The organism is Actinomadura scrupuli, assembly GCF_050971785.1.
Taxonomy (GTDB): domain Bacteria; phylum Actinomycetota; class Actinomycetes; order Streptosporangiales; family Streptosporangiaceae; genus Actinomadura_E; species Actinomadura_E scrupuli.
In genome coordinates, this window is sequence record NZ_JBPCCU010000001.1 from 66,385 (window position 1) to 90,979 (window position 24,595).

The following is a 24,595-nucleotide window of genomic DNA, read 5'->3' on the forward strand; positions in this document are numbered from 1 at the left end:
GACAGGGCCGGACATCCCGGATCTTGACCGACCGCTCTGTGAGGAGCGACGAGATGTTCGAGAGGTTTACCGACCGCGCGCGGCGGGTTGTCGTCCTGGCTCAAGAAGAGGCCCGGATGCTCAACCACAACTACATCGGCACCGAGCACATCCTCCTGGGCTTGATACACGAGGGTGAAGGTGTTGCGGCCAAGGCTCTGGAGAGTCTGGGCATCAGCCTCGAGGCCGTACGCCAGCAGGTCGAAGAGATCATTGGTCAGGGGCAGCAGGCGCCGTCCGGTCATATCCCGTTCACTCCGCGGGCCAAGAAGGTACTTGAGCTTTCACTTCGGGAGGCTCTGCAGCTCGGCCACAACTACATCGGCACCGAGCACATCCTTCTGGGTCTTATCCGCGAGGGTGAGGGCGTGGCCGCCCAGGTGCTGGTCAAGCTGGGTGCTGATCTCAACAGAGTGCGCCAGCAGGTCATCCAGTTGCTGCACGGCTACCAGGGCAAGGAGCCGGCCGCCTCCGGCGGGACGTCGGAGTCCGCTCCCTCCACGTCGCTCGTGCTCGACCAGTTCGGCCGCAACCTGACCCAGGCCGCCCGCGAGGGCAAGCTCGACCCGGTGATCGGCCGGGACAAGGAGATCGAGCGGGTAATGCAGGTGCTGTCCCGGCGCACCAAGAACAACCCCGTCCTGGTCGGTGAGCCCGGCGTCGGTAAGACGGCCGTGGTCGAGGGCCTTGCCCAGAAGATCGTCAAGGGCGAGGTGCCCGAGACGCTCAAGGACAAGCAGCTCTACACCCTGGACCTGGGCGCCCTGGTGGCGGGCAGCCGCTACCGCGGTGACTTCGAGGAACGGCTGAAGAAGGTCCTCAAGGAGATCCGCACCCGCGGCGACATCATCCTGTTCATCGACGAGCTGCACACCCTGGTCGGGGCGGGCGCCGCCGAGGGCGCCATCGACGCCGCATCGATCCTCAAGCCCATGCTGGCCCGCGGTGAGCTGCAGACCATCGGTGCCACCACTCTCGACGAGTACCGCAAGCACCTGGAGAAGGACGCCGCGCTCGAGCGCCGGTTCCAGCCGATCCAGGTCGCCGAGCCGTCGCTCAGCCACACCATCGAGATCCTCAAGGGTCTCCGCGACCGCTACGAGGCGCACCACCGGGTCTCCATCACCGATGGCGCCCTGGTCGCGGCCGCCCAGCTGGCGGACCGCTACATCAGCGACCGGTTCCTGCCCGACAAGGCCATCGACCTCATCGACGAGGCCGGTTCGCGCATGCGCATCCGCCGCATGACGGCGCCGCCGGACCTCCGCGAGTTCGACGAGAAGATCGCCGATGTGCGTCGGGAGAAGGAATCCGCGATCGACGCGCAGGACTTCGAGAAGGCCGCGGCGCTGCGGGACAAGGAAAAGCAGCTTCTCGGCCAGAAGGCACAGCGCGAGAAGGAATGGAAGGCCGGCGACATGGACGTCGTCGCCGAGGTGACCGAGGAACTGATCGCCGAAGTCCTCGCCACCGCCACCGGCATTCCGGTCTTCAAGCTCACCGAGGAGGAGACCACCCGGCTGCTCCGCATGGAGGGCGAGCTGCACCGGCGGGTCATCGGGCAGGAGGACGCCATCAAGGCGCTCTCCCAGTCCATCCGGCGTACCCGCGCCGGTCTGAAGGACCCCAAGCGGCCCGGTGGTTCGTTCATCTTCGCCGGCCCGTCCGGCGTCGGAAAGACCGAGCTGTCCAAGACGCTCGCCGAATTCCTGTTCGGCGACGAGGACGCGCTGATCCAGCTCGACATGAGCGAGTACATGGAGAAGCACACCGTCAGCCGGCTGTTCGGTTCTCCCCCCGGCTACGTCGGTTACGAGGAAGGCGGCCAGCTCACCGAGAAGGTGCGCCGTAAGCCGTTCTCCGTCGTGCTGTTCGACGAGATCGAGAAGGCACACCCGGATATCTTCAACTCGCTGCTGCAGATCCTGGAGGACGGTCGGCTGACCGACGCCCAGGGCCGGGTCGTGGACTTCAAGAACACCGTCATCATCATGACGACGAACCTCGGCACCAGGGACATCTCCAAGGGCCTGTCGATCGGTTTCGCCGCCCAGAACAACGAGCAGGGCGACTACGACCGGATGAAGGCGAAGGTCAAGGAGGAGCTCAAGCAGCACTTCCGGCCGGAGTTCCTCAACCGTGTCGACGACACCGTGGTCTTCCACCAGCTCACCCCGAAGGAGATCATCCAGATCGTGGATCTGATGATCGCCAAGCTGGACGAGCGGCTGAAGGACCGGGACATGGGCCTGGAGCTGCGTCAGGAGGCCAAGGACCTGCTGGCCGAGCGCGGCTACGACCCGGTGCTGGGCGCCCGGCCGCTGCGCCGCACGATCCAGCGGGAGATCGAGGACAGCCTGTCCGAGAAGATCCTGTACGGCGAGCTCAAGTCGGGTCAGATCATCATCGTCGGCGTCGAGGGTCAGGGCGAGACGGCCAAGTTCACCTTCCAGGGTGTGCCGAAGCCGTCGACCGTGCCGGACACCCCGCTGCCGGTCGAGGGCGAGCCGGTCAACTTCAAGAAGGACTGACCGGTCCCGGCGGTTCAACGTGACGAGGGGCCCGCACCATCCGGTGCGGGCCCCTCGCGTGTTCCCCGCCCTTTCCGGGTCCGGGGGCACGGTCGTGTCCTGGGGGCGCGGCTCGGCCCGGAGGCGGGGCGTGGAAGGGTGGTGAGCCGGTCGGCTGAGGGAAGGTGCGAGGACGTGCGACGCAGGCTCCGTACGGCCGCGGCGCTGCTGCCGTGGGCGGCGCTGCTCGTCGCGTGCGGGCAGGCGGGAGCCGCTCCGAGCGCGGGGCGGTCCACCGCCGTGCCGCCGCCGGTCGCCTCTTCCACGGGGAGCGCCGCCCCGGCGGGCACCGCCTCCGCCCCGGCGGACGGGGCGAGCCCCGGCGCCACGCCGCCTCGAGGCAAGCCCCGCACCGGCCCTCTCGCCGGCAAGGTGATCACGGTGGATCCCGGGCACAACGGCGCCAACGGCGCCCACCCGGAGATCATCAACCGGCTCGTGCCGGCCGGCCCCTCCCGGAAGCCGTGCAACACCACCGGGACCGCCACCGACGCGGGCTACTCCGAGCACGCCTACACCTTCGATGTGGGCACCCGGCTGGCCGCGATCCTCCGGGCGCGGGGGGCCACCGTGGTGCTGACCCGCCCGAACGACCATGGTGTGGGCCCCTGCGTCGACCAGCGCGCGGCCATCGCCAACAAGGCGCACTCCGACGCGGCGCTGTCCATCCACGCGGACGGCGCGCCCGCGCGCGATCATGGCTTCCACGTCATCGTGCCGGCCCCGATCCCGGGCTACACCGGGCCGATCGTCGGGCCGTCGCGGCGGCTCGGCGACGCCGTCCGGGACGCCTTCCACTCCGGCACCGGCCAGCCGTACTCGAACTATGTCGGCCGCCGGGGCCTCGACGTCCGCGACGACCTCGGCGGTCTCAACCTGGCCAGGGTGCCCGCGGTGTTCATCGAGTGCGGCAACATGCACAACCGCGCGGACGCCGCCCGGCTGTCGGACCCCGCCTGGCGGCAGCGGGCGGCCCAGGCCCTGGCCGCCGGGCTGACCGCCTACCTCACTCGCTGACCCGGACCGATTCGCTGACCGGCATCGACTCGCCGGGCGGCACCGGCTCATTCGCCAGGACGGGCTCGCCGACCGGGACCTGCGACGCCGTCCAGGTGAGCGCGGTGCCGTGGTGCTCGGTGAAGCCCAGCGCGCGGTAGAGCGCCTCGCCGTCCGGGCTGGCGTGCAGGTCGATCCGGCGGACCTCGTGAGCGTGGAACCAGGCGAGCAGCTCGGTCATGATCGCCCGCGCGTGGCCCTGGCGCCGATGCCCCGGATCGGTGACCATGCCGGAGATGTGGCCCCACCGGCCGTTGGGCGTACGCGGTCCGGGAAGCCGCTGGTCGATCACTCCGACGCCGGAGGCGGCCAGGCCCGCCCGGCCGTCCCCGACTTGGCCGTCCCCGACCTGGTCATCCCCGACCTGGCCGTCACCGCAGATGTGGCCGTCCCCGACCTGGCCGTCCCCGACCTGGCCGTCACCGCAGATGTGGCCGTCCACGACGAACACGCCATGGAGTCGCCGCCGATCAGTTCCTCGAGGGTGCGAGCGGCCGCCTCTCGCCACTCGGCCGGCCCGGCCGCCTCCCGCCCCAGGGCCGAGAACAGCAGCGCGCGATGGCGTACGAGCTCGGGAATGTCGTCGGTGGTGGCAGGTCGTACGGCGGACATGCCCAGAACTCTAGATAGTGCTCGGCAGCGCCGACCAGTCGATGATCAAGAAGGCGCCGACGATGATCATTCCGGCGCCGGACAGGCGGCTGACGGCGCGTGCGGCGGCCGGCCGGGAGTGCAGGATGGATCGCGCCACCGAGCCGAGGGCGAGGTAGAACACGGCGCAGGTGGACACGAAGACCAGGCCGAGTGCGCTCATCTGGACGGCGAGCGGCCAGGTACGGCCGGGGCTGGTGAACTGCGGCAGCAGGGCGAGGAAGATCAGCAGGCCCTTGGGGTTGAGTCCGCTGACCCCGACACCTCGCGCGAGCGTCGCCCAGCCCGTCCTGGGCGCCGCCCCGGCTGAGCCCTCCATGATCGCGGCGCTGGCCGGGATGGCAGGTGTGACGAGGGTCCGTGCGCCGTGCCACATCAGGTATCCGCCGCCGAGGACCGTGAGCGTCGTGAGCGCCTGGGGGTTCTCCGCGACCATGGCGCCGACGCCGGCCGCGACGACGACGGTCATGCCCGCGTAGCCGAGCACGAGCCCGGCCACGGCGGGGACCACGGACCGGCCGCCCAGTCCCGCGCTGAGGGTGAACGCCCAGTCCGCGCCCGGTACGACGATGAGGAGCAGGGCGACACCCCAGAAGGCGACGAGGGAACCGGCGGGCATCGGCGTCTCCTCTCGGATCTCCTCAGAGAATCGGGCTCTGTGCGGGAAACTACCTGCGAACGGCCGGGAGATGGTTCCGACTTCTTGCTCGTACGGGCACTGGAAGAGAAGGATCCACCTCATGGACGCCATCGACCGGAAGATTCTTGCTGTGCTCCAGGAGGACGGCCGTCTCACCATCACCGAACTCGCCGCCCGCGTCGGGCTGAGCGTGTCGCCCTGCCACCGCAGGCTCCGCGAACTGGAGCGCACCAGGACGATCCGCGGCTACCGGGCGATCATCGACGCCGAGGCCGTGGGACTGACCTTCCAGGCGCTCGTCTTCGTGACCATGCGGCAGGAGGACCGCGACACCCTCCTGGGGTTCGAGAAGGCCGTCGCCGCGATCCCCCAGGTCGTCCAGGCGCAACGCCTGTTCGGCGACCCCGACTACCTTCTGCGCGTCGTCACCGCGGACCTGGGCGCCTACCAGCGCCTCGAGGACGACCACCTCGCCGCTCTTCCCGGCATCCAGCGGCTGACGTCCACTCTCGTCATGAAACAGATCGTCGACCACCGTGCCCTGCCCGACCCCGGCCGGTGAACCGGCCATCGCCCTACCTCCGGCCCCACCTGGTAGGTCGGCGGGCTCACGGCCGTCAGGTGGCCGGGTGGTCGCCGACGGCCTTGAAGAAGGCACCATGTCCCCAGGCGGCGAACGACTCGGGGATCCGGCCGAAGATCTTCAATGAGTCCTCTCGCCGGGCCGTCGCCCGGGTGGGCGGCCAGGAGATGCGCGCCGGCCGGGATCGGCGGGCCTGTTCGTAGCCTCGCAACGCCCGCGGTACGTCGGCGGGAGCGGTACGGAGCGAGCGTACGAGCTGCCATGCGTCCTCCAGGGCCTCGCTCGCGCCCTGCGCCGGCACCGGAGGCGTGGTGGCTACGGAATCACCCACGAGGGTGCAGAGTCTCTGTCCGGGCTGTCCCTGAACGTCCTGTGCCCGGCCGCCCGGTGCCCGGTGCGGGTGGTGCGGGAAGAGTTCGGCGTCCTCGTCGCGCAGGGCGGCCAGCACCTGCGGCAGTGGATCCGCCCAGCCGCCGAAACGCCGCCGCAGCTCGGCCACGGGGGCGGCGGGCGGTGCCTCGCCGGGCGTCCAGGGCACGTCGAACCACCAGTGCAGCAGGCCCTCCCCGGCGGGCATGAGCCCGCAGTCGCCCTCCGGCCCGGTGATGGTGACCGCGAGGCGCCCGTCGGTGAGATCGATGGGGACCGGGCTCAGACCCTGCCAGGTCGCCCTGCCGGTCGGAACGGCCGGTTCTCCCGCGCCGAGGGCCGCGCGGACCGCCGAGTGGCGTCCGTCGGCCCCGATCAGGAGGTCCCCCTCGGTCGTGCTGCCGTCCTCGAACCGGGCCACCACCCGTTCTCCGGTCACGGAGAGCCCGACGAAGCGCGTCCGGAACCGTACGACTTCAGCGGGCAGATCGGCGCTCAGCCGGTCCAGCAGCAGCCGCAGGGGAAGGGCCACCACCGGTGCGCCAGGTCGCCCGGTGAGCTCGGCCAGGCCGACGGTGGCCGCTGGACGGCCGGTGCTGCTGCGGACCTCCAGTGTGTGGATCCGGCGGCCCGCGCCCACCAGCGTCAGCCCGAGGCCGGCGAGCGCCGTCCCGCCGCCCGGCCAGATGGTGACGGCCGCACCGCCGCGCGGGAGGGCGGGTGCCCGCTCGAAGACCGTGACGTCGTGTCCATCGGCCACCAGCCCCTGGGCCGCGGCCAGCCCGCCGACGCCCGCCCCGACGATCAGAACCCGCATCCGGAGACCCCTCTACGTTAAGTAGTACTACGTAAAGTAGAGAAATTTCGCGGTTTCCGTGCAGAGTTCCGACATGCCCGTAGGGATTGACGGTCTGACAAATGATGTCTAAATTGTCAGCATGTCAGATACTGCGGCCGCCAAGCGGGATCAGATCCTCGACGCGGCCCTCGGCGTCTTCGGGCGCTACGGCTACCGGCGCACCTCGATGGAGTTGCTCGCCCAGTCCGCCGGCGTCTCCCGCCCGGCTCTCTACCTGCACTTCCACGGGAAGGAAGACGTCTTCCGGGCCATGGGCAGGCGGTTGCTGGACGAGGTGCTCGCCGCCGCCCAGACCGCGCGGGACGCCGACGGGACCGTCCGGGATCGGTTGTACGGCGTGCTGGCGGTCAAGCTGGACTTCCTCGTCGCCTCGGTGGACGCGGAGTTCCGCGCCGAGTTGCTCGCGGAGGCGGGTGCCGTCGCCGACGACCTGGTGAAGTCCTTCAAGGAGGGGCACCTCGCCCTCGTCGAGGCGTTGCTCGAATCCGCCGCCGGGGAGCTCGAACTCCTCGACGTGGTGCTGTCGGCCCGCGACGCGGCGCTGCTGCTGGTCGACGCGCTCACCGGGATCTCGCAGGCCGGGGAGTCCCCGGAGGTCCTGCGGCACCGCCTGCGCCAGATGGTGGACCTGACCGTCCGCAGCCTGACCGCGCACAGCCCGGCCGGAGGGTGACCCGGTCCGGTACGGGCTCGAACCGGTGCCGCCGCCGGGGTGATCGGGAAGTACTGGGAACGACCTAGGAGCAGCCATGTGGCAGTCGGTGATGTTCGGTTTCCTCGCCGGGGTGTTCGGTGCGAACGCCGTTCCGCATTTCGTGAAGGGCATCACCAAGGAGCCCTTTCCGACGCCGTTCGGGCCCTCGCCCGTCGTGAACGTGATCGGGGGGTGGGCGATGTTCCTGCTGGCGGGGTCGCTGCTCTACTGGGCGCACGCCGACCGCGACCCCGGCGCGGTGGCGGCCTCCGGTGCTCTCGGCGTCCTGCTGATGGCCCTCTTCCACGCCTCGATCGGTGCCTTCGGCCGGCGGGCCTGAGCGGCACGCGGTTCCCTCACCTGTACCGGCAGGCCGCCCGGAGTCGGGCCGCGCGGAGCCAGGCCGCGCGCCGTGAGCTCAGCTCCGGGGCGTGGACGGCCCGCCGTGCTTGACGCGGTCGGTGAAGGTGCCCCAGACGGCGGGGGAGAAGCGCAGCCGAGGCCCGTCGGGATCCTTGCTGTCGCGTACGGCGATCACCCGGCCCATCGGGGCCACTTCCACACAGGTGTCACCGCCGTTAGCACTGCGGGTGCCCTTTCGCCACAGCGCGACTTCGACGCAGGTGTTGCCGCCGTTGCCGCTGCGGATGCTCTTACGCCAGGGGGTCAGTTGCTGGCCTTCCATTTCTCTGCCCATGACCTCACGAGCTCTCTGGAGGTGCGCTGGGGAAGCGCGTCGGCACGTATGGACTCCCACAAACCAGTGAGAGTGGTGACGAAGTCGGGGCTGTCGATGACCTCCCCTGCGCCGATGCTATCTCGGTAAACGATGTCCGGCGCGTCGGGAAGAGAAGCGATGACGAAGGCTCCGCCCAACCCAGGATGCGCTCCGACATCGAGTGGGACGACCTGCACGGTGATCAGTCGGCGATCTGTCGCCTCGGCTAGCTTGTCGAGTTGTTCAGCCATCACGATCGGGCCGCCTACTGGCCGGTGCAAAGCCATTTCGTCCAGCATTACGACCAGTCTGGGCGCATCTTCCGCGTCAAGAACGGCTTGTCGCTCAGTTCTGGCCGAGACGAGCGCCTCGATGTCCTCCTCACTGTCCGCAGGTCGGTCGGCGCGGAGGACGGCCCGTGCGTACGCCGGGGTCTGGAGCAATCCGGGCACCATCGACGGCTCGAACGCCCGGAGCAACATCGCTGCGCGTTCGATCTCCAGCCATTCGCCGAACCAAGTCGGATGTCCGGCCCGGATGAGCAGTCGCTTGAGGTGGTCCAGCAGCCGTAGTAACGCGCCGCCGGTGTCCAGGACACTGTCGCAGAGGGTGGCGACCTGCTGGGTGGGTCTGCGGCGGGCGGTCTCCAGCGAGCTGACCTGCGCCAGGCTGAAGCCGATCTGCCTGGCGAGCTGGTCCTGGCTGAGGCTCGCCCGATCGCGGTAGAAGCGCAGCTCGGCTCCCCAGACGGCGAGGGGGCTGCTGGGGTCGAGGTTCTTGGCTGCGGGCACGGGGGCCTCCCGTTCGTCACGGGTTTCACGCGGACGCCGGAATCCGTACCACGCGTGTACGGACAGTTACTTGCATACTCACCGTAACGCTGGGGAGAGAAGGCTGGGTCCGCAACGGGAAATCCAAGAGCCCAGGCGGGAGGGCCCATGACAGTGCCTGCTGAGAGACCTGTAGAGGGGTCTGCCGATCGGTACCGGGAGCGCATGACCGGTGGTGCCCGTGGGGTGCTGCTCAAGGAGGTACGGCTGCGCAACGAGCCCGAGTCGGCCGCCATCGCCCGCCGCGAGGTGAGCCTGAGTGCCCGGGCCTGGGGCGTTCCCGCGGGGATCGTGGAGAACGCCGAGCTGTGCACCAGCGAGACCGTCACCAACGCGGTCGTGCACGTTCCGGATCTGCCGGGCCGTACGCTGCGGTTGATCATCGTCCGGCTCGACGACAGGTACCGCGTGGAGGTGCACGACTCCGGCCGGGAGCTGCCCCGGTTACGACAGGCCGGTGCCGATGACGAGTCGGGGCGCGGTTATCTCCTGGTCACCACGTTGTCCGACGCGCACGGGGCCTACCCGAGACCGACGGGCAAGGCCGTGTGGTTCGAGTTCGTCGCCTGGCGCGGTGACCGGGCGGAGGGGCCGCTCAGGTCAGGCGGCCGGCGGCCTTGAGGTCGTCGAAGATCAGTTGGTCTACGGGGGCCACCCGGTCGCGGTCGGCGTACGAAAGCCAGACGACCTCCTCGATCTCACTGCTGGGAGCGAGCGTGCCCCGGTAGTCGCCGGTGTAGCAGGTCATACGGACCACCACCCCGTCCGGATGGCCGTGCGCCTGGGCCTCGTAGATGCCCATCGGGGCGACGGTCTCGGGCAGGACCGCCACGGTCAACTCCTCCTCGATCTCGCGGAGCAGGGTTTCAGCGTCGCTCTCCCCGGCTTCCCGCTTACCGCCCGGGAGGTAGTAGACGTCCTTGCCCCGCGAGCGCGTACTGAGGATCAGGCCGTCCTCCAGCCGCACCCACGCCACCTTGTCGATCAACACCGCCACCGCCTGCACTCCCTCGCGCTCTCCGGCCTGGACGGACATTACCGGTACGAGGTGTGATCCGGTCATGATCGCGGCGGGGACAGGTCGTTGACGCTGGACCTGAGCTCGCCGTCCCTGGTGCGTGGTCCGAGCCGGGGCGTACATCGGACCATGCGGGTAACGGTGGCGTCTTCGGTCTCCTCGATCCGGGACCACGGTCGCCCCGGCGGGGCGGTTGCTGTCGGTGGCTGTGGCGGTGGCGGTGGTGGTGGCGGTGGTGGTGGTGGCGGTGGTGGTGGTGGCGGTGGTGGTGGCGGTGGTGGTGGTGGTGGCATGGCTGTGGCTGTGGCTGTGGCTGTGGCTGTGGCTGTGGCTGTGGGGGTGGCCGTGGCCGGGCTGTGGCGGTGGCCTGGGCTGCCGGGCTGGCGGGGACCGGGGTTTCCTGACGGCTCGGTGAGTGGGAGGACTGCGCTCGCGCGGCGGATTGTCGGTCGTCGCCGCTTCGCGGCCGTCGTGTGCTTGCCGGGTCGTGTGAGGGTGGGTCGGGTTGCTGGGGTCGTGTGAGGGCTGGGTCGGTGTTGGGGGTGACAGTCGTTCGTTCGTCAGTTCGATTGTTGTCACTACACGGTCATGGTGACCAAGTGGGTACGGAGCGTAGTTTCGGTTGTATGCGGTCGGTCGTTGCAGAGCTCGCGGGTGCCTCCAGCGCGGAGCTGGTCGGTGCTGTGGAGGCGATCGTGGGTGAGCTGGCGGTGCGTGCGGCTCCGCGGTCGGGGGCTGCGGCGATGGAGCTGGCCGAATCGCTGGGCCGGTGTCTGGATGTGGCGGAGGCGGCGCTGGCCGTGCTGGTGGCCCGGGTGGATGAAACGGGCGTCTGCCGGGAGGGCGGGTTCTCCTCTCCGGCGGCGTGGTTGCGGGGCGCGCTGGGGATGCGTCATGGGCGGGCGGCCGAGCGCGTCACGGTGGCCCGGCAGTTACCGCGGCTGCCCCGGGTCGGCAAGCTGCTGGCCGGTGGGGGGTTGTCGTGGGGGTATGCCGCGGCGATCTGCCAGGCGGTGCCGCGTCTGGACCAGGAGCAGACGCCGGTGGCGGAGGAGATTCTGCTGGGCATGGCCGAGGAGGGTCTGACGGTCCAGCAGGTCATCAAGGCCGGTGACCGGATCACCGATCTGATCGCCGAGCATCAGGGCACCGAGGCCGAGCCGGCCGAGGCGCGGCGTGGGTTTTGCCGGTCGTGGTTTGCGCGGTCCCGGTCGCTGGATGAGGGCACGTGGTTCAAGGGCTGGCTCAATGCCGAGCACACCGCGATGTTCGATCAGATCATCGGCCCGCTGGCCAAACCCAGAGCTCAGGGTGATGACCGGGACCTGGCCCAGCGCACCGCCGATGCCTTGTTCTCGGTCATCTCCGAAGGCAACAAGGGCGCCGGTCTCACCCTGATCGTGGACCTGGCCGCCTACCTCCAGGCCACCGGCGACACCGTCCCCCGGCCCCACCCACCCGCCGACTCCACACCCCCCGCTGGGGCCGCCGGCTCTGGGGCTCCCGACGCCGCAGCGGACACGACCGACACCGGTCCAGGGCACGCCACAGCGCCCACGAAGCCTGACGCCGACGCTGAGCACGCGGCCTCCGAGCACGCGGCCTCCGAGCACCCGGAATCCGAGCACGCCGATTCCGAGCACTTCACAGCCCAGCAGACCGGCTCTGAACGCACCACGGCGGACACCGGCGCTGAGCGCAGCACGGCGCAAGAGGCCGGCTGTGAGCCCACAGCCCAGGACACCGGCCATGACCACGCCGTGCCCCAGGACACCTCCCCTGAGGCAGACCCTGAGGCAGGCGCCTTCCGCGAGGCAGAGAGCGGACCCGACCCCGGCGGCGGGCAGTACGACACCGCACCGAAGGTGCCGCCAAGTCCAACTCCGACACCGAAACGAAGCAGCCCCGCAACGGGCGACCGGGCCAGGCGGGTGCCCGCACGGCTGCTCAACGGCACCCCGATCTCCCCACAAGACGCCCGCCGGATCGCACTCAACGCCGGCATCAGCACCCTCATCCTCGGCCCCACCGGAGCACCGCTCTACCTCGGCCGCACCGTCCGCTTCGCCACCCCCGCACAACGCAAAGTCCTACTCGCCCTCTACGAAACCTGCATCGTGCACGGCTGCCAAATCCCCGCCCACCTCTGCGAAATCCACCACCTGAGCGGCGGCTGGAAACTCGGCACCCCCACCGACATCGACCAACTCGCCCCCGCCTGCGGCTGGCACAACAGATGGATCGACCACCACCCCGACCACATCACCCACACCACCGACACCCACGGCCGCACAATCCTCAAAATCCAACCCCTATGGAAAACCCCCCGCAACACCCACCACACCCCACGCCCCCCTCAACAACCCACCACCGGCGACCACCAACAGCCCACAACCGGTGACCGCCAAGCCACCGGATCCTGACCGCCGTACTGTCACCGTTCAGAGCCGCCGGATGATCCGCTGATCGCCTGCCGCCCACGGGCGGGTCCGGTCAGCAGAGCGAGTCCGGTGACACCGGGGATCGTCGGTACCGGCCTCCCACCCGGATGGCCAGAGCTACGACAGCCGGTACCGAACACCAGGCAGGCACTAAGGAATCGGTGCCGGGACCGTCTCCGCTGGGAGTCGAGGAGCCCGATCACCTTGGCGGCGTACCGTACCGCCGCGGACGAGAGCCGTGGATCCCCTGACGGACCGGCCGCGGGGTGCTCTTCTGCCGGGCCGCCTGCGGCTGGGCAATGGGCTCGGCGGTGCGGCCGGATCGTGCCAGTTGGCCGGGGACGTGCCGATGCGTGCGACCGTGAAGTGCCTCGGATCATTGAAGCCGGCCAAGCCCGGGAACAGATCCGACCGACAACAGGGTCAGGGAGGACTGATGGCGGAGGACGTCACCGTGCTCGTACTCTTCACCGACGTACGCGGGTTCACCAAGTGGTCTGAGGCGAACGAGGTGTTCGTCAACCTGCGCGACTTCGTCGACGGTTTCATGAAGATTCTTCGTGCCCGCTTCAAGGCACCTGAGTTCGAGATCAGGTCACGCGGGGACGGTGCGTTGATCTATGCATCCGTGGAGGCTGACCTCTCCCGGCGCGACGTCACCCGTCTGCTGGCCAGGACGCTCAAGGCGATCCAGCAGGTGGAGGGTGACTTCGCGCGGCACTGCTCCGAATTCGGACGCCGTGTGGGGCACGCCGCCGACCTGCATCTCGGGTGGGGCGTCGTACGGGGGCGGGCCATACCCGTCGACGGTGACCTGGCCGGACACAACATCAACAAAAGTGCACGCCTCTGTTCGGAGGCCAGGCCGTACGGCATCATCATCGATCGGGATGACTTCCCCGACCTGCCCAAAGAAGCGCCACGCCTGATCAATCAAGTGCGGATTCTGCGCAATGTCGGTGAGGTCCGAGTCTGGGTCACGCCGGAGATCGCTTCGCAGTTCGTTCCGCGAGAGCATCTGCGGGAGACCCCGGAGGTCCATGTCGCCGGAACGTGCTTCGCAGAGGACTCTGCGGGCCGGATCCGGCTTCTCATCGCCAGGCGCTCGGCGCAGCGCAAGCTCTTTCCGAACCTGTACGAAGGCTGCGGCGGTCAGCTAAGAAGATCCGAGACCTTTGCAAGTGGTGTCCGGCGGCATTTCACCCAGGAACTAGGGCTCGATGTCGAGGTGCTGGAGGACCTGCACTCCTTTTACGCGATCAATGAGCCCGAGGAGTCTCTCATTCCCGGAATCCGCTTCCTCTGCAGGAATGTGGGATCCGCGAAACCCACTTCGGCCAACCACTCCGCCCTCCTCTGGGTCACCGAAGAGGAGTTCGGGGAGCTCCCGGCCGAAGAGTTCGTCGGTGACCTCAAGCGCGAGGTGATCGACCTGCTGAACCGATACAAGGCCGCCGGCTGAAACTGGGCCGGGTCCAGTTTCAGCCGTCTCCCGGCGTACGGGTGAATGATCAAGGAGGATCACAGGACGGGAGCCCTGGACCTCAGGCGGCCTCGGCGCTGATGCGGCGGATGACGTCGGTGCGCAGGGCCTCCAGATCCGCTCCGGCGTCCACGAGCACCTTGCAGGCCAGGCCCTCTCCCTCGCGGATGAGCCCGAGCAGGACGTGCCCGGAGCCGATGTGGTTGTGCTTGAGGCGGACCGCCTCGCGCAGTGACAGTTCGAGCACCTTCTTGGCCCGGGGGCTGAAGGGAATGTGACCGCTCGGGCGGCGCCGCGACTTGGGGGCGAGCGCGCCCTCCCCGAAGCTGGCCTCCGTCGCCCGCCTGACCTGGTCCAGGTCGATGCCGATGGCGGCGAGCGCCTCCGGATCGAGACCCTCCTCGCCTGAGCCGACGTAGCGCAGGACGCGGGCACGCAGGTCGGCGAGCTCCAGGCCGCAGGCACGCAGCGCCTCGTTGGCCGATCCGTCACCGGTGGCCAGCAGCGACAGCAGGAGGTGCTCGGTGCCGATATGGGTGTGGTGCAGTCGCCTGGCCTCCTCCTGGGCACCGGTCACGGCCTGGCGCGCTTCCTGGGTGAACCGTTCGAACATCGTTTACTTCTCCCTTCCGAGAATCCGCCGGCCGCCGCCGTACTTCTTGTGAACCGCCTGTTTGCTGACCCCCAGGCAGATCGCGATCTCCTGCCAGGACCAGCCTTCGTCGCGCGCGTTGCCGACCTGCAGCGTCTCGAGCCGCTCGGCCAGCTCGCGCAGTGCGCGCACGGCCCGCAGCCCCACCGCCGGGTCACGGCTGCTCGCCTCCTGGGCGAGCTGTACTCCATCGCTCATGCCGTCAACGTAGGTTGACTCGGGCATATTTGTCAACCCTGGTTGACGACGCCCGCCCGCGGCGTGCGTGAACCAGTGGGTCCAGGGGCTCCGTTCGTGAATCACATCTGCGCGCCCGTAGGAGACGGGCGGGCGGTCCTGGTCCTCGCGGAACTCAGGACGGCGGAATTCAGGACGGCGGAACTCAGGAGGCTTGCGTCACGAAGTCGCGGAGCAGCGCGAGGGAGCCCTCGGGTGTCTCGCGGAAGACCCCGTGGCCGGTCTCGGGGAGGACATGCAGCCGCACGTCGGCGTTGGTGAGCGCCCCCGCGAGGCGCCGGGCCTGCGCGGCGGTGGCCACGGGATCGTGTTCGCCGGCCAGGATGAGCGTCGGGCAAATCACCTGGTCCAGCCGGTCCCAGGGGTCGAACAGGGCGGCGATGACCTGCCGGAAGTGCTCGATGACGTCGGGATTCCAGGAGATGCGCCGCATTCTGTGCTCGGCTTCCGGATCACCCCCGGGTCGCTGGGAGTACAACGGGAGGCAGACCCGGGCCCAGTCCTGCCGGATCTCCTCGGTGGCCTCGCCGTTCCAGTAGCGGCGGGCGATCTCGCGCGCGCGCACTCCGCCGAGCCGTTCGAAGATGGCCAGTCTCTCCTCGGGCTCGCCGGGCATGACGCTGTCCAGCACCAGCCCGCCGAGACGGTCCGGGTGGCGGATGGCGGTGATCAGGGCGACCCAGCCGCCGCTGGAGGTGCCGACCAGGACGGGGTCGGTGATGTCGAGGGCGTCGCAGAAGTCGACGACGTCGTCGGCCCAGCGTTCCCAGGTCCACAGCTCGGAGGTGCTCCGGTCCGAGCGGCCGCTTCCTCGCTGATCGAGATAGACGACCTGCGCGAACTCGGCCGCAGGCGAGAGGGCCGGCTTGAACAGCGTATGGTCGGCGCCCGGCCCGCCGTGAAGCGCGATGATGGTCGGCCGTTCGGCCATCGCCGCGCCGTCGGGGACCAGCCCGCAGCCGTCGACGTCGAAGTACAGGCGGATGTCACCGACGGCCACGCGCATCCCGTCAGCGTGCCATGGGCGGAAGCGGGATAAAAGTAGCGGGTGCCGTCGCCGGAATGGTGACGTCGGGGGGTGGTGGTCTCAGACGGGTGCGAGCGGGCGGTGTGGTCCCCGGGGCAGCTCGATCCGGACGGGATCCTCGGGGCGGATCTCGCCGCCGGTCAGCACGATGGCCATGATCCCGGCCTTGCGGACGAGGGTGCCGTTCTCGTCGCGGTCCAGGGTCGCCGCCATGAGGCCTTGCTGAAAGCGGTCGAGCTGGAGGCACGGGTTGCGCAGGCCGGTCACCTCGACCACCGCGGTGTCGCCGAGATGCAGCAGGGTGCCGGTGGGCAGGCCGAGCAGGTCGACTCCGCGGGTGGTGAGGTTCTCTCCCATGTCGCCGGGCGACACGGTGAAGCCCTGAGCCCGCAGCTCGTCGTGCAGTTCGGCGTGGATCAGGTGCACCTGGCGCAGGTTCGGCCGGCTGGGATCGCGGGCGACCCGGGACCGGTGCTTCACCGTCTCGCCCAGGTGTGCGTCGCCCTCCACCCCAAGGCCGGCCAGCAGCCGGATGCCCTCCGCATTGGGCTTGCTGAAGGTGTGCGTCCCGCTGCGGCTCACCGCGATCACTGATCCGCTCACTGCCCGGCCCCTCCGCCCCCGCACGACGACATCCCGAATTCTGCCGTACGGCTCCGGCCCCTCCCGCGCGGGGACCCGGGGGATCGGCCGGGCCGGGAGAGCGGGTACGGGGGAACGGCCGGGGTCAGCCGGGCAGGGCGTAACGGCCGTCGTCGAGCGGTTCGACGAGGCCGTCGGAGACCAGGCCGTCGAGGGCGCGCTCGCGCTGGATCGGATCGGCCCAGACGATGTCCAGCTCCGGTTTGCCCACCGGGCCGGTGGCGTGCCGCAGCACCGCCAGCAGCCGGCCGCGGCACTGCCGGTCGGTGCCCGCGTACGTCTGGCCCCGGCGCGGCGGGCCGTCGTATCCGGGCTTGCCGGCGAGCCGCCAGGCGCACGACTCAAGCACCGGGCAGTCGGCGCAGCGCGGTGTCCGGGCCGTGCAGACCAGAGCGCCCAGCTCCATGACCGCGACCGCCCAGCGCGCCGCGACCGAGGGCTCCAGCGGCAGCAGCGACTCCGCCACCCGCAGCTCGGCGGCCGTCTGGGCGTTGGGCGGGAACTCCACCCCGCCGATCATCCGGGCGAGCACGCGGCGCACGTTGGTGTCGAGCACCGCATGCCGCTGCCGGAAGGCGAAGCTGGCCACCGCGGCCGCCGTGTAGGCGCCCACACCGGGAAGGGCGAGCAGCGATTCGTACGACTCCGGTACCCGGCCGTCATGCCGGTCGACGATGGCGACGGCGCTGGCGTGCAGCCGCAGGGCCCGGCGGGGATACCCGAGGCGGCCCCACGCCCGTACCGCCTCGCCGGACGGGACGGCGGCCAGCGCCGCCGGGTCGGGCCAGCGCGCCAGCCATTCCTGCCAGATCGGGAGGACCCGGCCGACCGGGGTCTGCTGGAGCATGAACTCGCTGACCAGGACGCCCCAGGGGGTCGCGTCGGGCCGGCGCCAGGGCAGGTCACGGGCGTTTTCGGCGTACCAGCCCAGGATCGGGTCGGTGTAAAGGGACGGACGCATAACGAGTGCGATCCTTTCACGGCGGGTCGGCGAGGCCTGCCATGATCCAAAAAGCATACTGTCCGCATGGAACCGGACACTGAAGGTAGCGGCGAGGTCGATGCGTACTGGCGCCGGCGCGCCATCGCGCTCGGTGGCGTGCTCGCCTCGGTCGGCCTGCTGGCCTGGGCGTGCTCGGGCTCTGATGGCAAGAAGAGCCACCCGGTCCGCAACGCCGCCGCGATCACCAGCCCCAGCGCCACGGCCGGCGGAGCGGTCGCCGGCACGCCCGGTGCGAACGGCTCGCCGGGAGCGGCGCTGCCGACGATCACCGTCACGGCGAGGGTCACCGTGGTCCCCGCCGCGCCCAGGAAGGCCGGGGACGCCTGCGACCCCCGCGACGTGGTGGTGAACCTGGTGGAGAGCAAGGACATCTACGCCCGGAAGGAACATCCGCAGTTCAGGATGAGCGTGGTCAACACCGGCGAGCGGGCCTGCACGCTCGGGGTCGGCCCGAAGGAGCTGGAAATCCTGATCGGCTCCCCGGCGGGGCGGGTGTGGTCCTCGGCGCGCTGCGCGGACGGCTCGGGATCCTCGATCCAGTTGCTGCCCCGGGGCATCCCGTATGTCACCGACGTCGAGTGGGACCGGACGCGTTCCCCGGCGGGGGCCTGCACCGGGCACCGGGACAAGGCCGTGCCCGGCACCTACCGGGTCGTCGCCCGGGAAGGGAAGATCAAGAGCAAGCGCCAGGTGTTCCACCTGCGCTGATCCCGCCCGCCCGCCCGCTGCGGCCGTCTGGAGACCGGCGTTCTGGGGACCGGCCGTCTGGGGAGCGGCCGTCTGGAGACCGGCCGTCTGGGGGACGCGGTCTCGAGACCCGGTCAGACGTAGCGCTCCAGGATCGAGGACTCGGCGAGGCGGGACAGGCCCTCACGGACGCTGCGGGCCCGGGACTCACCGACACCGCCGACGGCCTGCAGGTCGTCGATGCTGGCGGCGAGGAGCTTCTGCAGGCCACCGAAGTGCTCCACCAGCCGGTCGACGACCAGGGCGGGCAACCGGGGCACCTTGGCCAGCAGCCGGAAGCCCTTGGGGCTGACCGGCAGGTCGAGGGCGTCGTTGCCGGGGAAGCCGAGCACGTCGGCGACCGTGGAGAGGTCGAGCAGCTCGGTCGCGGAGAGGGCGTCGAGCGCGCCCAGCACCGCCTCGACGGTGCGGATCCGTACGTCCCCCGGCTGGTAGTCGCGGACGCTCAGCTCACGGTCGGCGTCGACCCCGGACACCAGCTCGTCGAGCTGCAGGGACAGCAGCCGGCCGTCGGTGCCGAGCTCGACGACGTAACCCTCGATCTCGTCGGCGATGCGGCGCACCATCTCCAGCCGCTGCACCACCGCCGTGACGTCGCGGACCGTCACCAGATCCTCGATCTCCAGCGCGGACAGCGTGCCGGAGACCTCGTCGAGACGGAGCTTGTAACGCTCGAGGGTCGCCAGGGCCTGGTTGGCCTTGGACAGGATCGTCGCGGAGTCCTCGAGGACGTAACGGGTGCCGTCGAGGTAGAGCGCGATCATGCGCATGGACTGGCTGACCGAGATGACGGGGCAGCCGGTCTGCTTGGCGACCCGCTCGGCTGTGCGGTGCCGGGTGCCGGACTCCTCGGTGCGGATGGTGGAGTCGGGCACCAGGTGCACGGCGGCCCGGACGATGTGCGAGTGGTCGCTGTCGAGGACGATGGCCCCGTCCATCTTCGCCAGCTCCCGCAGCCGCGTGGCGGAGAACTCGACGTCGAGCTCGAAACCGCCGGTGCAGAGCTCCTCGACGGTCTTGTCGTAACCGAGCACGATCAGGCCACCCGTGTGGCCTCGCAAGATCCGCTCCAGGCCATCACGGATGGCTGTGCCTGGAGCGACCGCGGCGAGAGTGGCGCGGCGTCGCTCGTCTTGACCCTTTTCATGTGCTGGCACGTGACCCCCGGAGGTCGCTGGACGGCGCTTAGTTTACCGAGGAGGGCCCGCGGCAGGGCTCCTCCGAGAGTCGCAATTTGCATGTGGGTGCGATCAGGGCGCGGTGAACGCCACCTGAAGTGCCTGGGAGAGGCTGTCGACCTCGATGACGGTCATGCCTTCGTACTTGACCGCCGGGGCGAGCCCGCCGAGATTCACCGCCTGCGACTTCTGGGCCTTCTTGAGCGGCGTCGCCTCGCCCAGCTCCAGCGCGCCGCGCGGCACGACAGCCGACCTAAAGCCGAGCCTACCTGCCTCGGCAAGCCGGCGGCGTACTCCGGGAACGGCTCTGACCTCCCCGGCCAGGCCCACCTCGCCGAGCGCGATCAGGGTGCTGGAGAGGGTCTGCTCGGTGGCGGACCCCGCGACGGCCAGCGCGATCGCGAGGTCGACCGAGGTCTCGCTGAGGCGTACGCCGCCGACCGTGGAGACGTAGATGTCCTGCTCATGGGCCTTGAAGCCGGAGTGCCTGGCCAGCACGGCCAGCACCATGGGCACCCGCGAGGAGTCCAGGCCCGAGGTGGCCCGCCGGGGCTGGGGCAGGAACGACTTGGCGACCAGGGCCTGCACCTCGGTCACCAGCGGCCGCCGCCCCTCCAGGGTGACGGTGACGCAGGTGCCCGGCACCGGCTCCTCCCGGCGGGTCAGGAACAGCCCGCTCGGGTCGGGCAGCCCCACGATGCCCATCTCCGAGAGGTCGAAGCAGCCCAGCTCGTCGGTGGGGCCGTAGCGGTTCTTCACCGCCCGGATCATGCGGAGCCGGCTGTGCCGGTCGCCCTCGAAGTACAGCACGACGTCCACCAGGTGCTCCAGCAGCCGCGGCCCGGCGATCGCCCCGTCCTTGGTGACGTGGCCGACCAGCACGGTGGTGATGCCGCGCTCCTTGGACACGCGGATGAGGTTGGCCGTGACCTCCCGGATCTGGGTGACCCCGCCCGGTGCCCCGTCGACGTCGGCCGCGCCGATCGTCTGGATCGAGTCGACGATGAGCATCTTGGGCCCCACCGCGTCGACCTGGCCCAGCACGGCGCCCAGCTCGGTCTCCGCGGCGAGGTAGAGCTTCGGGGCCACTGCCCCGACCCGGTCGGCGCGCAGCCGCACCTGCTCGGCCGACTCCTCACCGGTGATGTAGAGCACCGGCCCGGTGTCGGCGCACAGCGCCGCGGCCTCGAGCAGCAGCGTGGACTTGCCGATGCCGGGCTCGCCGGCCAGCAGGATGACCGCGCCGGGCACCACGCCGCCGCCGAGGACCCGGTCGAGCTCGTCCAGCCCGGTCGGCTGGGACTGGGCGGTCCGCACGTCCACCTCACCGATCGGCCGTGCCGGGGTGGCCACGGCCGTGGCGCTCACCACGCGGGGCGGAGCGGCCGGGGCGCCGGCCTCGCCGACGGTGCCCCAGGTCTGGCACTCGCCGCAGCGCCCCACCCACTTGGAGGTCTGCCAGCCGCACTCTGAGCAGCGGAAAGCCGCGGCCTTCGTCGTCTTCGCCATGCTGCGCAGCGTACGGCCCGGCGCCGACGTTTCCGGTGCCGGCGTCGGCGCGCGAGACCGCTCTCAGCCCAGAAGCTCGCAAAGTCTTTCGTGACGCCGGGTGATGAGGTGGTGACGATCCGCTCCGGACGGCACTGTTGACGCGGCGTCATCGGGGCGCCCGTGCTGAGCCGAGTGCACCGGGAGGACAGGGGCATGCGAGTTTCCTTGACGATTGCGGCGGCGCTGCTTCCGCTGGTGGCCGGAGCGACCCCCACCCCGGCGCGGGCCGAGGTCGCCGGTCGCTACGTGGCGCTCGGGGACTCCTTCGTGGCGGGACCGTTCATCCCTCACCAGCACGGCGATCCGCGCGGCTGCCTGCGCTCGGACCACAACTATCCCTCGCTGGTCGCCGACGGGCTGAAGGCCGTCGCGCTGGTGGACGTGAGCTGCAGCGGTGCCAAGACCGCCGACATGACGGCCTCCCAGCGGGTGCCGTTCGGCTGGCGGAACCCGCCGCAGCTCGACGCGCTCACCCCCGCCACCGCCCTGGTCACGCTGGGCATCGGCGGCAACGACATCGGCTACATCGACATCGCGATCAGCTGCGGCACGATGGGCCTGCTCAACCCGTCCGGCGCGCCGTGCGCGAAGCGATACAGCCGTGAACTCGACCAGCGGATCGCCGCCACCGGGCCCAGGGTGACCGCGGTGCTGCAGGCGATCCACCAGCGGGCGCCCAGGGCGCGGGTGCTGGTGGTCGGCTACCCGAGGCTGCTTCCCACCGGGGCCGGCTGCTGGCCCAGCGTCCCGCTCGGACCGGCCGACACGATTTACCTGGACGGGGTCGAGCGCAGCCTCAACGCGATGCTGCGAGCGCGGGCGCTGGCCGGCGGCGCCGAGTTCGTCGACGCCTATGCCGGGAGCGGCGGCCACGACATGTGCGCGGACTCCCGGCAGCGCTGGGTCGAGGGCGTCGTGCCCACGTCTCCGGCCGCGCCGCTGCACTCCAACGCCCGGGGCATGCGGGTCGTCGCCGCCCGGGTGCTGGCCGTGCTCAGCCGGCCCCGCCCCCAGCAGGTCCCGCTGAGCGCTCCCGTGCTCTCCGCTCCGGCCCCCGCCCCGTTGGTCCAGGCGCCGAACAAGGCCGTGCCGGTCGCGGGGAAGGGCCCCCTCCCGGCCACCGGCACCGGCGTTCCCGGCCGCCCCGCGCAGCCGAAGATCCGCATCCTCCCGGCTCCGGTCAGGCCCATGCCGGCGGCAAAGGTGACGGCTCCGGTCCAGATGACGGCTCCGGTCAAGGCGCCGCCGTTGGTCAGGGAGCCCGTCGGCGGCAGGGGCCCGGCGGTCGCGCACTCCGCCAAGGGCCCGGCGCCCGCGGCTCTCGGCAAGGGTCCGGCGGTCGCGCTTCCCGGGAGGGTCCGCGTCATACAGGCCCCCGGCAAGGTCCGCGTCGTGCCGCCCCCCGGCAAGGTCCGCGTCGTGCCGCCCCCCGGCAAGGTCCGTGTCCTCCCCACGCCGGGCAGATGAGGGGTCGGTGCGGGCGGCCCTCGGTCCTCCAGGGCAGGTGAGGAGTGCGGGCGGCCCTCAGATGGCCTTGTGCGCCCGGCCGATCAGGTCGCCGAGGTGGTCGGAGACGGTGCTCGGCCGCTCCAGCATGGCCATGTGCCCGGCCACCGGGACGATCTCCAGCCGGGCCGTCGGGCACTTGGTCACTATCTCGAGGCTGTGCCCCAGCGGGGTGAGGACGTCGTTCTCCGAGCCGATCACCAGCGTGTCGGTGTGCGCGAGCGCCGTACAGCTGCCGATCGTTTCGTGGGAGATCATCGAGCCGAAGAAGTCGACCATCGCCTCCAGCCGGGTGTCGGCCATCATCTGCTCGCAGAAGCGGACGGCGGCGGGGCTGGCGTCCGGGCCGAACGCGATGTAGTCCTCGATCAGCATGGCCCCGTCCCGGCCGAGATGCCGCAGCCGCTCGATCACCGGTGCGCCCAGGCCCGCCGCGCGCAGGCCGTGCGGGATCACCCGCTGGGTGAGCCGGGCCAGCGTGGCCGGCAGGCCCAGGGACACCTGGCCGAGCCCTCCCGAGGAGGTGTTCAGCAGCCCCACGGCCATGACCTTGTGGCCGAACGCCCCGGGATGCTCGTCGGCGTACCGCATGATCGTCATGCCGCCCATGGAGTGGCCGATCAGCACGACCGGCGTGCCCTCGGGCACGGTCTGCTCGATGACGGCGGCCAGGTCGTGGGCAAGCTGGGGGATGCCGTAGGTGGGCCGGTCCGCGCCGCCCGAGCGGCCGTGCCCGCGCTGGTCCCAGAAGACCAGCCGGCCGAGCCCCCGCAGTGCCTTGCGCTGGAAGTGCCAGGAGTCCTGGGTGAGCGTCCAGCCGTGCGAGAAGACGATCGCGAGGTCCGTACGGTCCGTACCGTCGACCTCGGCGTAGAGCCGGGTGCCGTCATCGGCCCGCACCGGGACGACCGTCCCGCGCAGCGAGCCGAACGGCTCGGTGACATGCGGGTCGGGACGCAGTTCGAGCCTGCGCACCGCCCGGCGCCCGGCGGTCCGGCCGGCGAGGACGGCGCCCGCGGCGAGCGCGGTGGCGGCGGCGATCGTGCTGCGTCGTCTCATCTGTGTGCCTCCAGGGGGGCCGGGGGGCGGCCCGCGCAGGGCAGGGCCGGTGTCCGCCATTGTTCTGCATACCGTCCAATAGCGGCCAGGGGGTGTGACCGACCAGTCAGCGCCGATCCGCCGGGCCGGGCCAGTCGGTACGGGTCAGTCGGTACGGGTCAGTCGGTACGGGTCAGTCGGTACGGGTCAGTCGGTACGGGTCAGTACCGCCGCCACCAGAGGTTGACCGCGTAGTCCACCTCGGTGCCCTCGTGCTCGGCTTCGAAGGCCTCCGCGAGCTCGGCGGGGAACTCGATCCGCAGCACCGCCGCGAGATCGGCCCGGCTCTGGAACGACCAGCGGATCGTGAGGGGCCGGCGGGTGAAGCCCTGCCGGGCCCAGAACCGCTCGACCGCGCCGGGATCGTACGCAGGCAGCCACCGCCGGAACCAGCCGCCGAAGGTGGACGCGGTCGCGTCGTTGTCTATGACGAACGCCACACCGCCCCGGCGCAGCACCCGGCGCAGCTCCGCCAGCCCCGGTTCGCAGCCCGGTCCGAAGAAATATGCCCACCGTGCGTGAACGACGTCCACCGAGGCGGCCGGCAGCGGGAGCGCCTGGGCGGCGCCGGTGCGGACGGCCACGTTGCCCAGCGCCCGGACCCGCTCGCGGGCCGCGGCGGCCAGTCCGGCGTGCGGCTCCACGCCGATCACGCGCGCCGCCGTACGGGCGAAGAGCGGCAGGTGGAAACCGGTGCCGCAGCCGACGTCGAGCACGGTGGCGCCGTCCCAGGAGCGCAGGGCGCGCATGGCCTCCTCGATGCGGCCGTCGGGATCGACGGCGCGGTTCTCCACCTCGTAGAGCCGGGGGGAATTCCAGATATTGGGGCTGGGCACGGCCCCGGGGGCTATCTCGACCACCTGACCGAGCGTAGTCAGCGGCGGGGACCGATCGCGCGAAACACCGTGGCCGAGGGGATCGGTTCCTTGCTGGTAACGCATAGGCTTTCTACTTGCGTGTAGCGAAGCACGGGTCCGAGGCCCGCGGAGCACACGTTGACACT

25 protein-coding genes and 1 pseudogene are annotated in these 24,595 nt (G+C 70.6%); 11 read left to right on the forward strand and 15 right to left on the reverse strand.

Translation table 11 applies throughout. The features are described from left to right. The first annotated feature begins 53 nt into the window (after positions 1-53). The gene (locus ACRYCC_RS00310; RefSeq protein WP_433807405.1) at positions 54-2,570 is read left to right on the forward strand and encodes an ATP-dependent Clp protease ATP-binding subunit; all 2,517 of its coding nucleotides are present in this window, start codon (positions 54-56) and stop codon (positions 2,568-2,570) included. 174 nt (positions 2,571-2,744) lie between these two features. Then, entirely contained in the window at positions 2,745-3,626 is an 882-nt protein-coding gene (locus ACRYCC_RS00315; RefSeq protein ID WP_433807407.1) for an N-acetylmuramoyl-L-alanine amidase, read from the forward strand. Here ACRYCC_RS00315 and ACRYCC_RS00320 read toward each other — a convergent pair. Together ACRYCC_RS00320 and ACRYCC_RS00325 are read right to left on the reverse strand one after the other, a co-directional pair. Then, the gene (locus tag ACRYCC_RS00320) at positions 3,616-4,116 is read right to left on the reverse strand and encodes a GNAT family N-acetyltransferase (protein ID WP_433807409.1); all 501 of its coding nucleotides are present in this window, start codon (positions 4,114-4,116) and stop codon (positions 3,616-3,618) included. The two genes, ACRYCC_RS00315 and ACRYCC_RS00320, sit on opposite strands and share 11 nt — an antisense overlap. 171 nt (positions 4,117-4,287) lie before the next feature. Continuing rightward, positions 4,288-4,935, reverse strand: a complete 648-nt coding sequence (locus ACRYCC_RS00325; RefSeq protein ID WP_433807411.1) for a LysE family translocator — start codon at positions 4,933-4,935, stop codon at positions 4,288-4,290. 121 nt (positions 4,936-5,056) lie between these two features. Here ACRYCC_RS00325 and ACRYCC_RS00330 point away from each other — a divergent pair, with 121 nt between their 5' ends. Then, the gene (locus tag ACRYCC_RS00330; protein ID WP_433807413.1) at positions 5,057-5,518 is read left to right on the forward strand and encodes an Lrp/AsnC family transcriptional regulator; all 462 of its coding nucleotides are present in this window, start codon (positions 5,057-5,059) and stop codon (positions 5,516-5,518) included. Between the two features lie 55 nt (positions 5,519-5,573). Here the strand turns inward: ACRYCC_RS00330 and ACRYCC_RS00335 are convergent, their stop codons facing one another. Beyond that, entirely contained in the window at positions 5,574-6,725 is a 1,152-nt protein-coding gene (locus ACRYCC_RS00335; protein ID WP_433807415.1) for an FAD-dependent oxidoreductase, read from the reverse strand. Positions 6,726-6,846: 121 nt separating this feature from the next. On the opposite strand from ACRYCC_RS00335, the gene ACRYCC_RS00340 reads away from it, so the two are divergent. Both ACRYCC_RS00340 and ACRYCC_RS00345 read left to right on the forward strand, forming a co-directional pair. Next, the gene (locus ACRYCC_RS00340; RefSeq protein ID WP_433807417.1) at positions 6,847-7,440 is read left to right on the forward strand and encodes a TetR family transcriptional regulator; all 594 of its coding nucleotides are present in this window, start codon (positions 6,847-6,849) and stop codon (positions 7,438-7,440) included. 76 nt (positions 7,441-7,516) lie between these two features. Further along, on the forward strand, positions 7,517-7,801 hold the full coding sequence (locus ACRYCC_RS00345; RefSeq protein WP_433807419.1) for a hypothetical protein: 285 nt from the start codon (positions 7,517-7,519) through the stop codon (positions 7,799-7,801). A gap of 78 nt (positions 7,802-7,879) precedes the next feature. On the opposite strand, the gene ACRYCC_RS00350 is transcribed toward ACRYCC_RS00345, so the two are convergent. Then, positions 7,880-8,158, reverse strand: coding sequence for a DUF397 domain-containing protein (locus ACRYCC_RS00350; RefSeq protein WP_433807421.1), 279 nt, complete (start codon positions 8,156-8,158; stop codon positions 7,880-7,882). Next, positions 8,128-8,970: a helix-turn-helix domain-containing protein gene (locus tag ACRYCC_RS00355; protein WP_433807423.1), complete on the reverse strand. Its 843-nt coding sequence runs from the start codon at positions 8,968-8,970 to the stop codon at positions 8,128-8,130. Before ACRYCC_RS00355 ends, ACRYCC_RS00350 begins: the two co-directional genes overlap by 31 nt. A gap of 204 nt (positions 8,971-9,174) precedes the next feature. Here ACRYCC_RS00355 and ACRYCC_RS00360 point away from each other — a divergent pair, with 204 nt between their 5' ends. After that, positions 9,175-9,630: an ATP-binding protein gene (locus ACRYCC_RS00360; RefSeq protein ID WP_433807425.1), complete on the forward strand. Its 456-nt coding sequence runs from the start codon at positions 9,175-9,177 to the stop codon at positions 9,628-9,630. Here ACRYCC_RS00360 and ACRYCC_RS00365 read toward each other — a convergent pair. Further along, a complete protein-coding gene (locus ACRYCC_RS00365; protein WP_433807427.1) occupies positions 9,605-10,006 on the reverse strand; it encodes an NUDIX hydrolase in 402 nt (133 codons plus the stop codon). The two genes, ACRYCC_RS00360 and ACRYCC_RS00365, sit on opposite strands and share 26 nt — an antisense overlap. A 223-nt stretch (positions 10,007-10,229) precedes the next feature. On the opposite strand from ACRYCC_RS00365, the gene ACRYCC_RS00370 reads away from it, so the two are divergent. The 3 genes from ACRYCC_RS00370 to ACRYCC_RS00380 all read left to right on the forward strand — a co-directional run bounded on the left by ACRYCC_RS00370 (position 10,230) and on the right by ACRYCC_RS00380 (position 13,930). Next, positions 10,230-10,442, forward strand: coding sequence for a hypothetical protein (locus tag ACRYCC_RS00370; RefSeq protein ID WP_433807429.1), 213 nt, complete (start codon positions 10,230-10,232; stop codon positions 10,440-10,442). A gap of 211 nt (positions 10,443-10,653) precedes the next feature. Further along, positions 10,654-12,450: a DUF222 domain-containing protein gene (locus tag ACRYCC_RS00375; protein WP_433807431.1), complete on the forward strand. Its 1,797-nt coding sequence runs from the start codon at positions 10,654-10,656 to the stop codon at positions 12,448-12,450. 454 nt (positions 12,451-12,904) lie between these two features. Then, complete coding sequence (locus ACRYCC_RS00380) at positions 12,905-13,930, forward strand: NUDIX domain-containing protein (protein ID WP_433807433.1); 1,026 nt, start codon at positions 12,905-12,907, stop codon at positions 13,928-13,930. A gap of 106 nt (positions 13,931-14,036) precedes the next feature. Here the strand turns inward: ACRYCC_RS00380 and ACRYCC_RS43980 are convergent. The 5 genes and pseudogenes from ACRYCC_RS43980 to ACRYCC_RS00410 form a co-directional block, all read right to left on the reverse strand. Next, a pseudogene (locus ACRYCC_RS43980) lies at positions 14,037-14,564 on the reverse strand (Clp protease N-terminal domain-containing protein); the annotation flags it as partial. A 3-nt stretch (positions 14,565-14,567) separates the two neighbouring features. Continuing rightward, positions 14,568-14,801 carry an RNA polymerase subunit sigma-70 gene (locus ACRYCC_RS00395; RefSeq protein ID WP_433807435.1) on the reverse strand — a complete coding sequence of 78 codons (234 nt, stop codon included), beginning with the start codon at positions 14,799-14,801 and terminating at the stop codon, positions 14,568-14,570. Between the two features lie 184 nt (positions 14,802-14,985). Beyond that, positions 14,986-15,846: an alpha/beta fold hydrolase gene (locus tag ACRYCC_RS00400; protein ID WP_433807437.1), complete on the reverse strand. Its 861-nt coding sequence runs from the start codon at positions 15,844-15,846 to the stop codon at positions 14,986-14,988. Positions 15,847-15,927: 81 nt separating this feature from the next. After that, a complete protein-coding gene (locus tag ACRYCC_RS00405) occupies positions 15,928-16,470 on the reverse strand; it encodes an MOSC domain-containing protein (RefSeq protein ID WP_433807439.1) in 543 nt (180 codons plus the stop codon). 124 nt (positions 16,471-16,594) lie between these two features. Then, positions 16,595-17,470 carry an HhH-GPD family protein gene (locus ACRYCC_RS00410; protein WP_433807440.1) on the reverse strand — a complete coding sequence of 292 codons (876 nt, stop codon included), beginning with the start codon at positions 17,468-17,470 and terminating at the stop codon, positions 16,595-16,597. A 66-nt stretch (positions 17,471-17,536) separates the two neighbouring features. On the opposite strand from ACRYCC_RS00410, the gene ACRYCC_RS00415 reads away from it, so the two are divergent. Then, positions 17,537-18,220: a hypothetical protein gene (locus ACRYCC_RS00415; protein ID WP_433807442.1), complete on the forward strand. Its 684-nt coding sequence runs from the start codon at positions 17,537-17,539 to the stop codon at positions 18,218-18,220. Between the two features lie 113 nt (positions 18,221-18,333). Here the strand turns inward: ACRYCC_RS00415 and disA are convergent, their stop codons facing one another. Continuing rightward, the gene (gene disA / locus ACRYCC_RS00420; RefSeq protein WP_433807444.1) at positions 18,334-19,416 is read right to left on the reverse strand and encodes a DNA integrity scanning diadenylate cyclase DisA; all 1,083 of its coding nucleotides are present in this window, start codon (positions 19,414-19,416) and stop codon (positions 18,334-18,336) included. A gap of 93 nt (positions 19,417-19,509) precedes the next feature. Continuing rightward, positions 19,510-20,946, reverse strand: a complete 1,437-nt coding sequence (gene radA / locus ACRYCC_RS00425) for a DNA repair protein RadA (protein WP_433807446.1) — start codon at positions 20,944-20,946, stop codon at positions 19,510-19,512. Between the two features lie 195 nt (positions 20,947-21,141). Between radA and ACRYCC_RS00430 the strand changes: the two genes are divergently transcribed. Next, on the forward strand, positions 21,142-22,455 hold the full coding sequence (locus ACRYCC_RS00430) for an SGNH/GDSL hydrolase family protein (RefSeq protein WP_433807448.1): 1,314 nt from the start codon (positions 21,142-21,144) through the stop codon (positions 22,453-22,455). Between the two features lie 57 nt (positions 22,456-22,512). On the opposite strand, the gene ACRYCC_RS00435 is transcribed toward ACRYCC_RS00430, so the two are convergent. Together ACRYCC_RS00435 and ACRYCC_RS00440 are read right to left on the reverse strand one after the other, a co-directional pair. Continuing rightward, positions 22,513-23,553 (reverse strand): alpha/beta fold hydrolase, encoded by a 1,041-nt coding sequence (locus tag ACRYCC_RS00435; protein ID WP_433807450.1) that lies wholly within the window; start codon positions 23,551-23,553, stop codon positions 22,513-22,515. A 200-nt stretch (positions 23,554-23,753) separates the two neighbouring features. After that, complete coding sequence (locus tag ACRYCC_RS00440) at positions 23,754-24,452, reverse strand: class I SAM-dependent methyltransferase (protein ID WP_433807452.1); 699 nt, start codon at positions 24,450-24,452, stop codon at positions 23,754-23,756. Positions 24,453-24,595: the final 143 nt, after the last annotated feature.

Coding starts and splice junctions, on each gene's coding strand:
- ACRYCC_RS00310 (WP_433807405.1), top strand. CDS start 54: ATGTTCGAGAGGTTTACCGACCGCGCGCGGCGGGTTGTCGTCCTGGCT.
- ACRYCC_RS00325 (WP_433807411.1), bottom strand. CDS start 4,935: ATGCCCGCCGGTTCCCTCGTCGCCTTCTGGGGTGTCGCCCTGCTCCTC.
- ACRYCC_RS00330 (WP_433807413.1), top strand. CDS start 5,057: ATGGACGCCATCGACCGGAAGATTCTTGCTGTGCTCCAGGAGGACGGC.
- ACRYCC_RS00335 (WP_433807415.1), bottom strand. CDS start 6,725: ATGCGGGTTCTGATCGTCGGGGCGGGCGTCGGCGGGCTGGCCGCGGCC.
- ACRYCC_RS00340 (WP_433807417.1), top strand. CDS start 6,847: ATGTCAGATACTGCGGCCGCCAAGCGGGATCAGATCCTCGACGCGGCC.
- ACRYCC_RS00345 (WP_433807419.1), top strand. CDS start 7,517: ATGTGGCAGTCGGTGATGTTCGGTTTCCTCGCCGGGGTGTTCGGTGCG.
- ACRYCC_RS00350 (WP_433807421.1), bottom strand. CDS start 8,158: ATGGGCAGAGAAATGGAAGGCCAGCAACTGACCCCCTGGCGTAAGAGC.
- ACRYCC_RS00360 (WP_433807425.1), top strand. CDS start 9,175: ATGACCGGTGGTGCCCGTGGGGTGCTGCTCAAGGAGGTACGGCTGCGC.
- ACRYCC_RS00375 (WP_433807431.1), top strand. CDS start 10,654: ATGCGGTCGGTCGTTGCAGAGCTCGCGGGTGCCTCCAGCGCGGAGCTG.
- ACRYCC_RS00380 (WP_433807433.1), top strand. CDS start 12,905: ATGGCGGAGGACGTCACCGTGCTCGTACTCTTCACCGACGTACGCGGG.
- ACRYCC_RS00395 (WP_433807435.1), bottom strand. CDS start 14,801: ATGAGCGATGGAGTACAGCTCGCCCAGGAGGCGAGCAGCCGTGACCCG.
- ACRYCC_RS00400 (WP_433807437.1), bottom strand. CDS start 15,846: ATGCGCGTGGCCGTCGGTGACATCCGCCTGTACTTCGACGTCGACGGC.
- ACRYCC_RS00410 (WP_433807440.1), bottom strand. CDS start 17,470: ATGCGTCCGTCCCTTTACACCGACCCGATCCTGGGCTGGTACGCCGAA.
- ACRYCC_RS00415 (WP_433807442.1), top strand. CDS start 17,537: ATGGAACCGGACACTGAAGGTAGCGGCGAGGTCGATGCGTACTGGCGC.
- radA (WP_433807446.1), bottom strand. CDS start 20,946: ATGGCGAAGACGACGAAGGCCGCGGCTTTCCGCTGCTCAGAGTGCGGC.
- ACRYCC_RS00430 (WP_433807448.1), top strand. CDS start 21,142: ATGCGAGTTTCCTTGACGATTGCGGCGGCGCTGCTTCCGCTGGTGGCC.
- ACRYCC_RS00435 (WP_433807450.1), bottom strand. CDS start 23,553: ATGAGACGACGCAGCACGATCGCCGCCGCCACCGCGCTCGCCGCGGGC.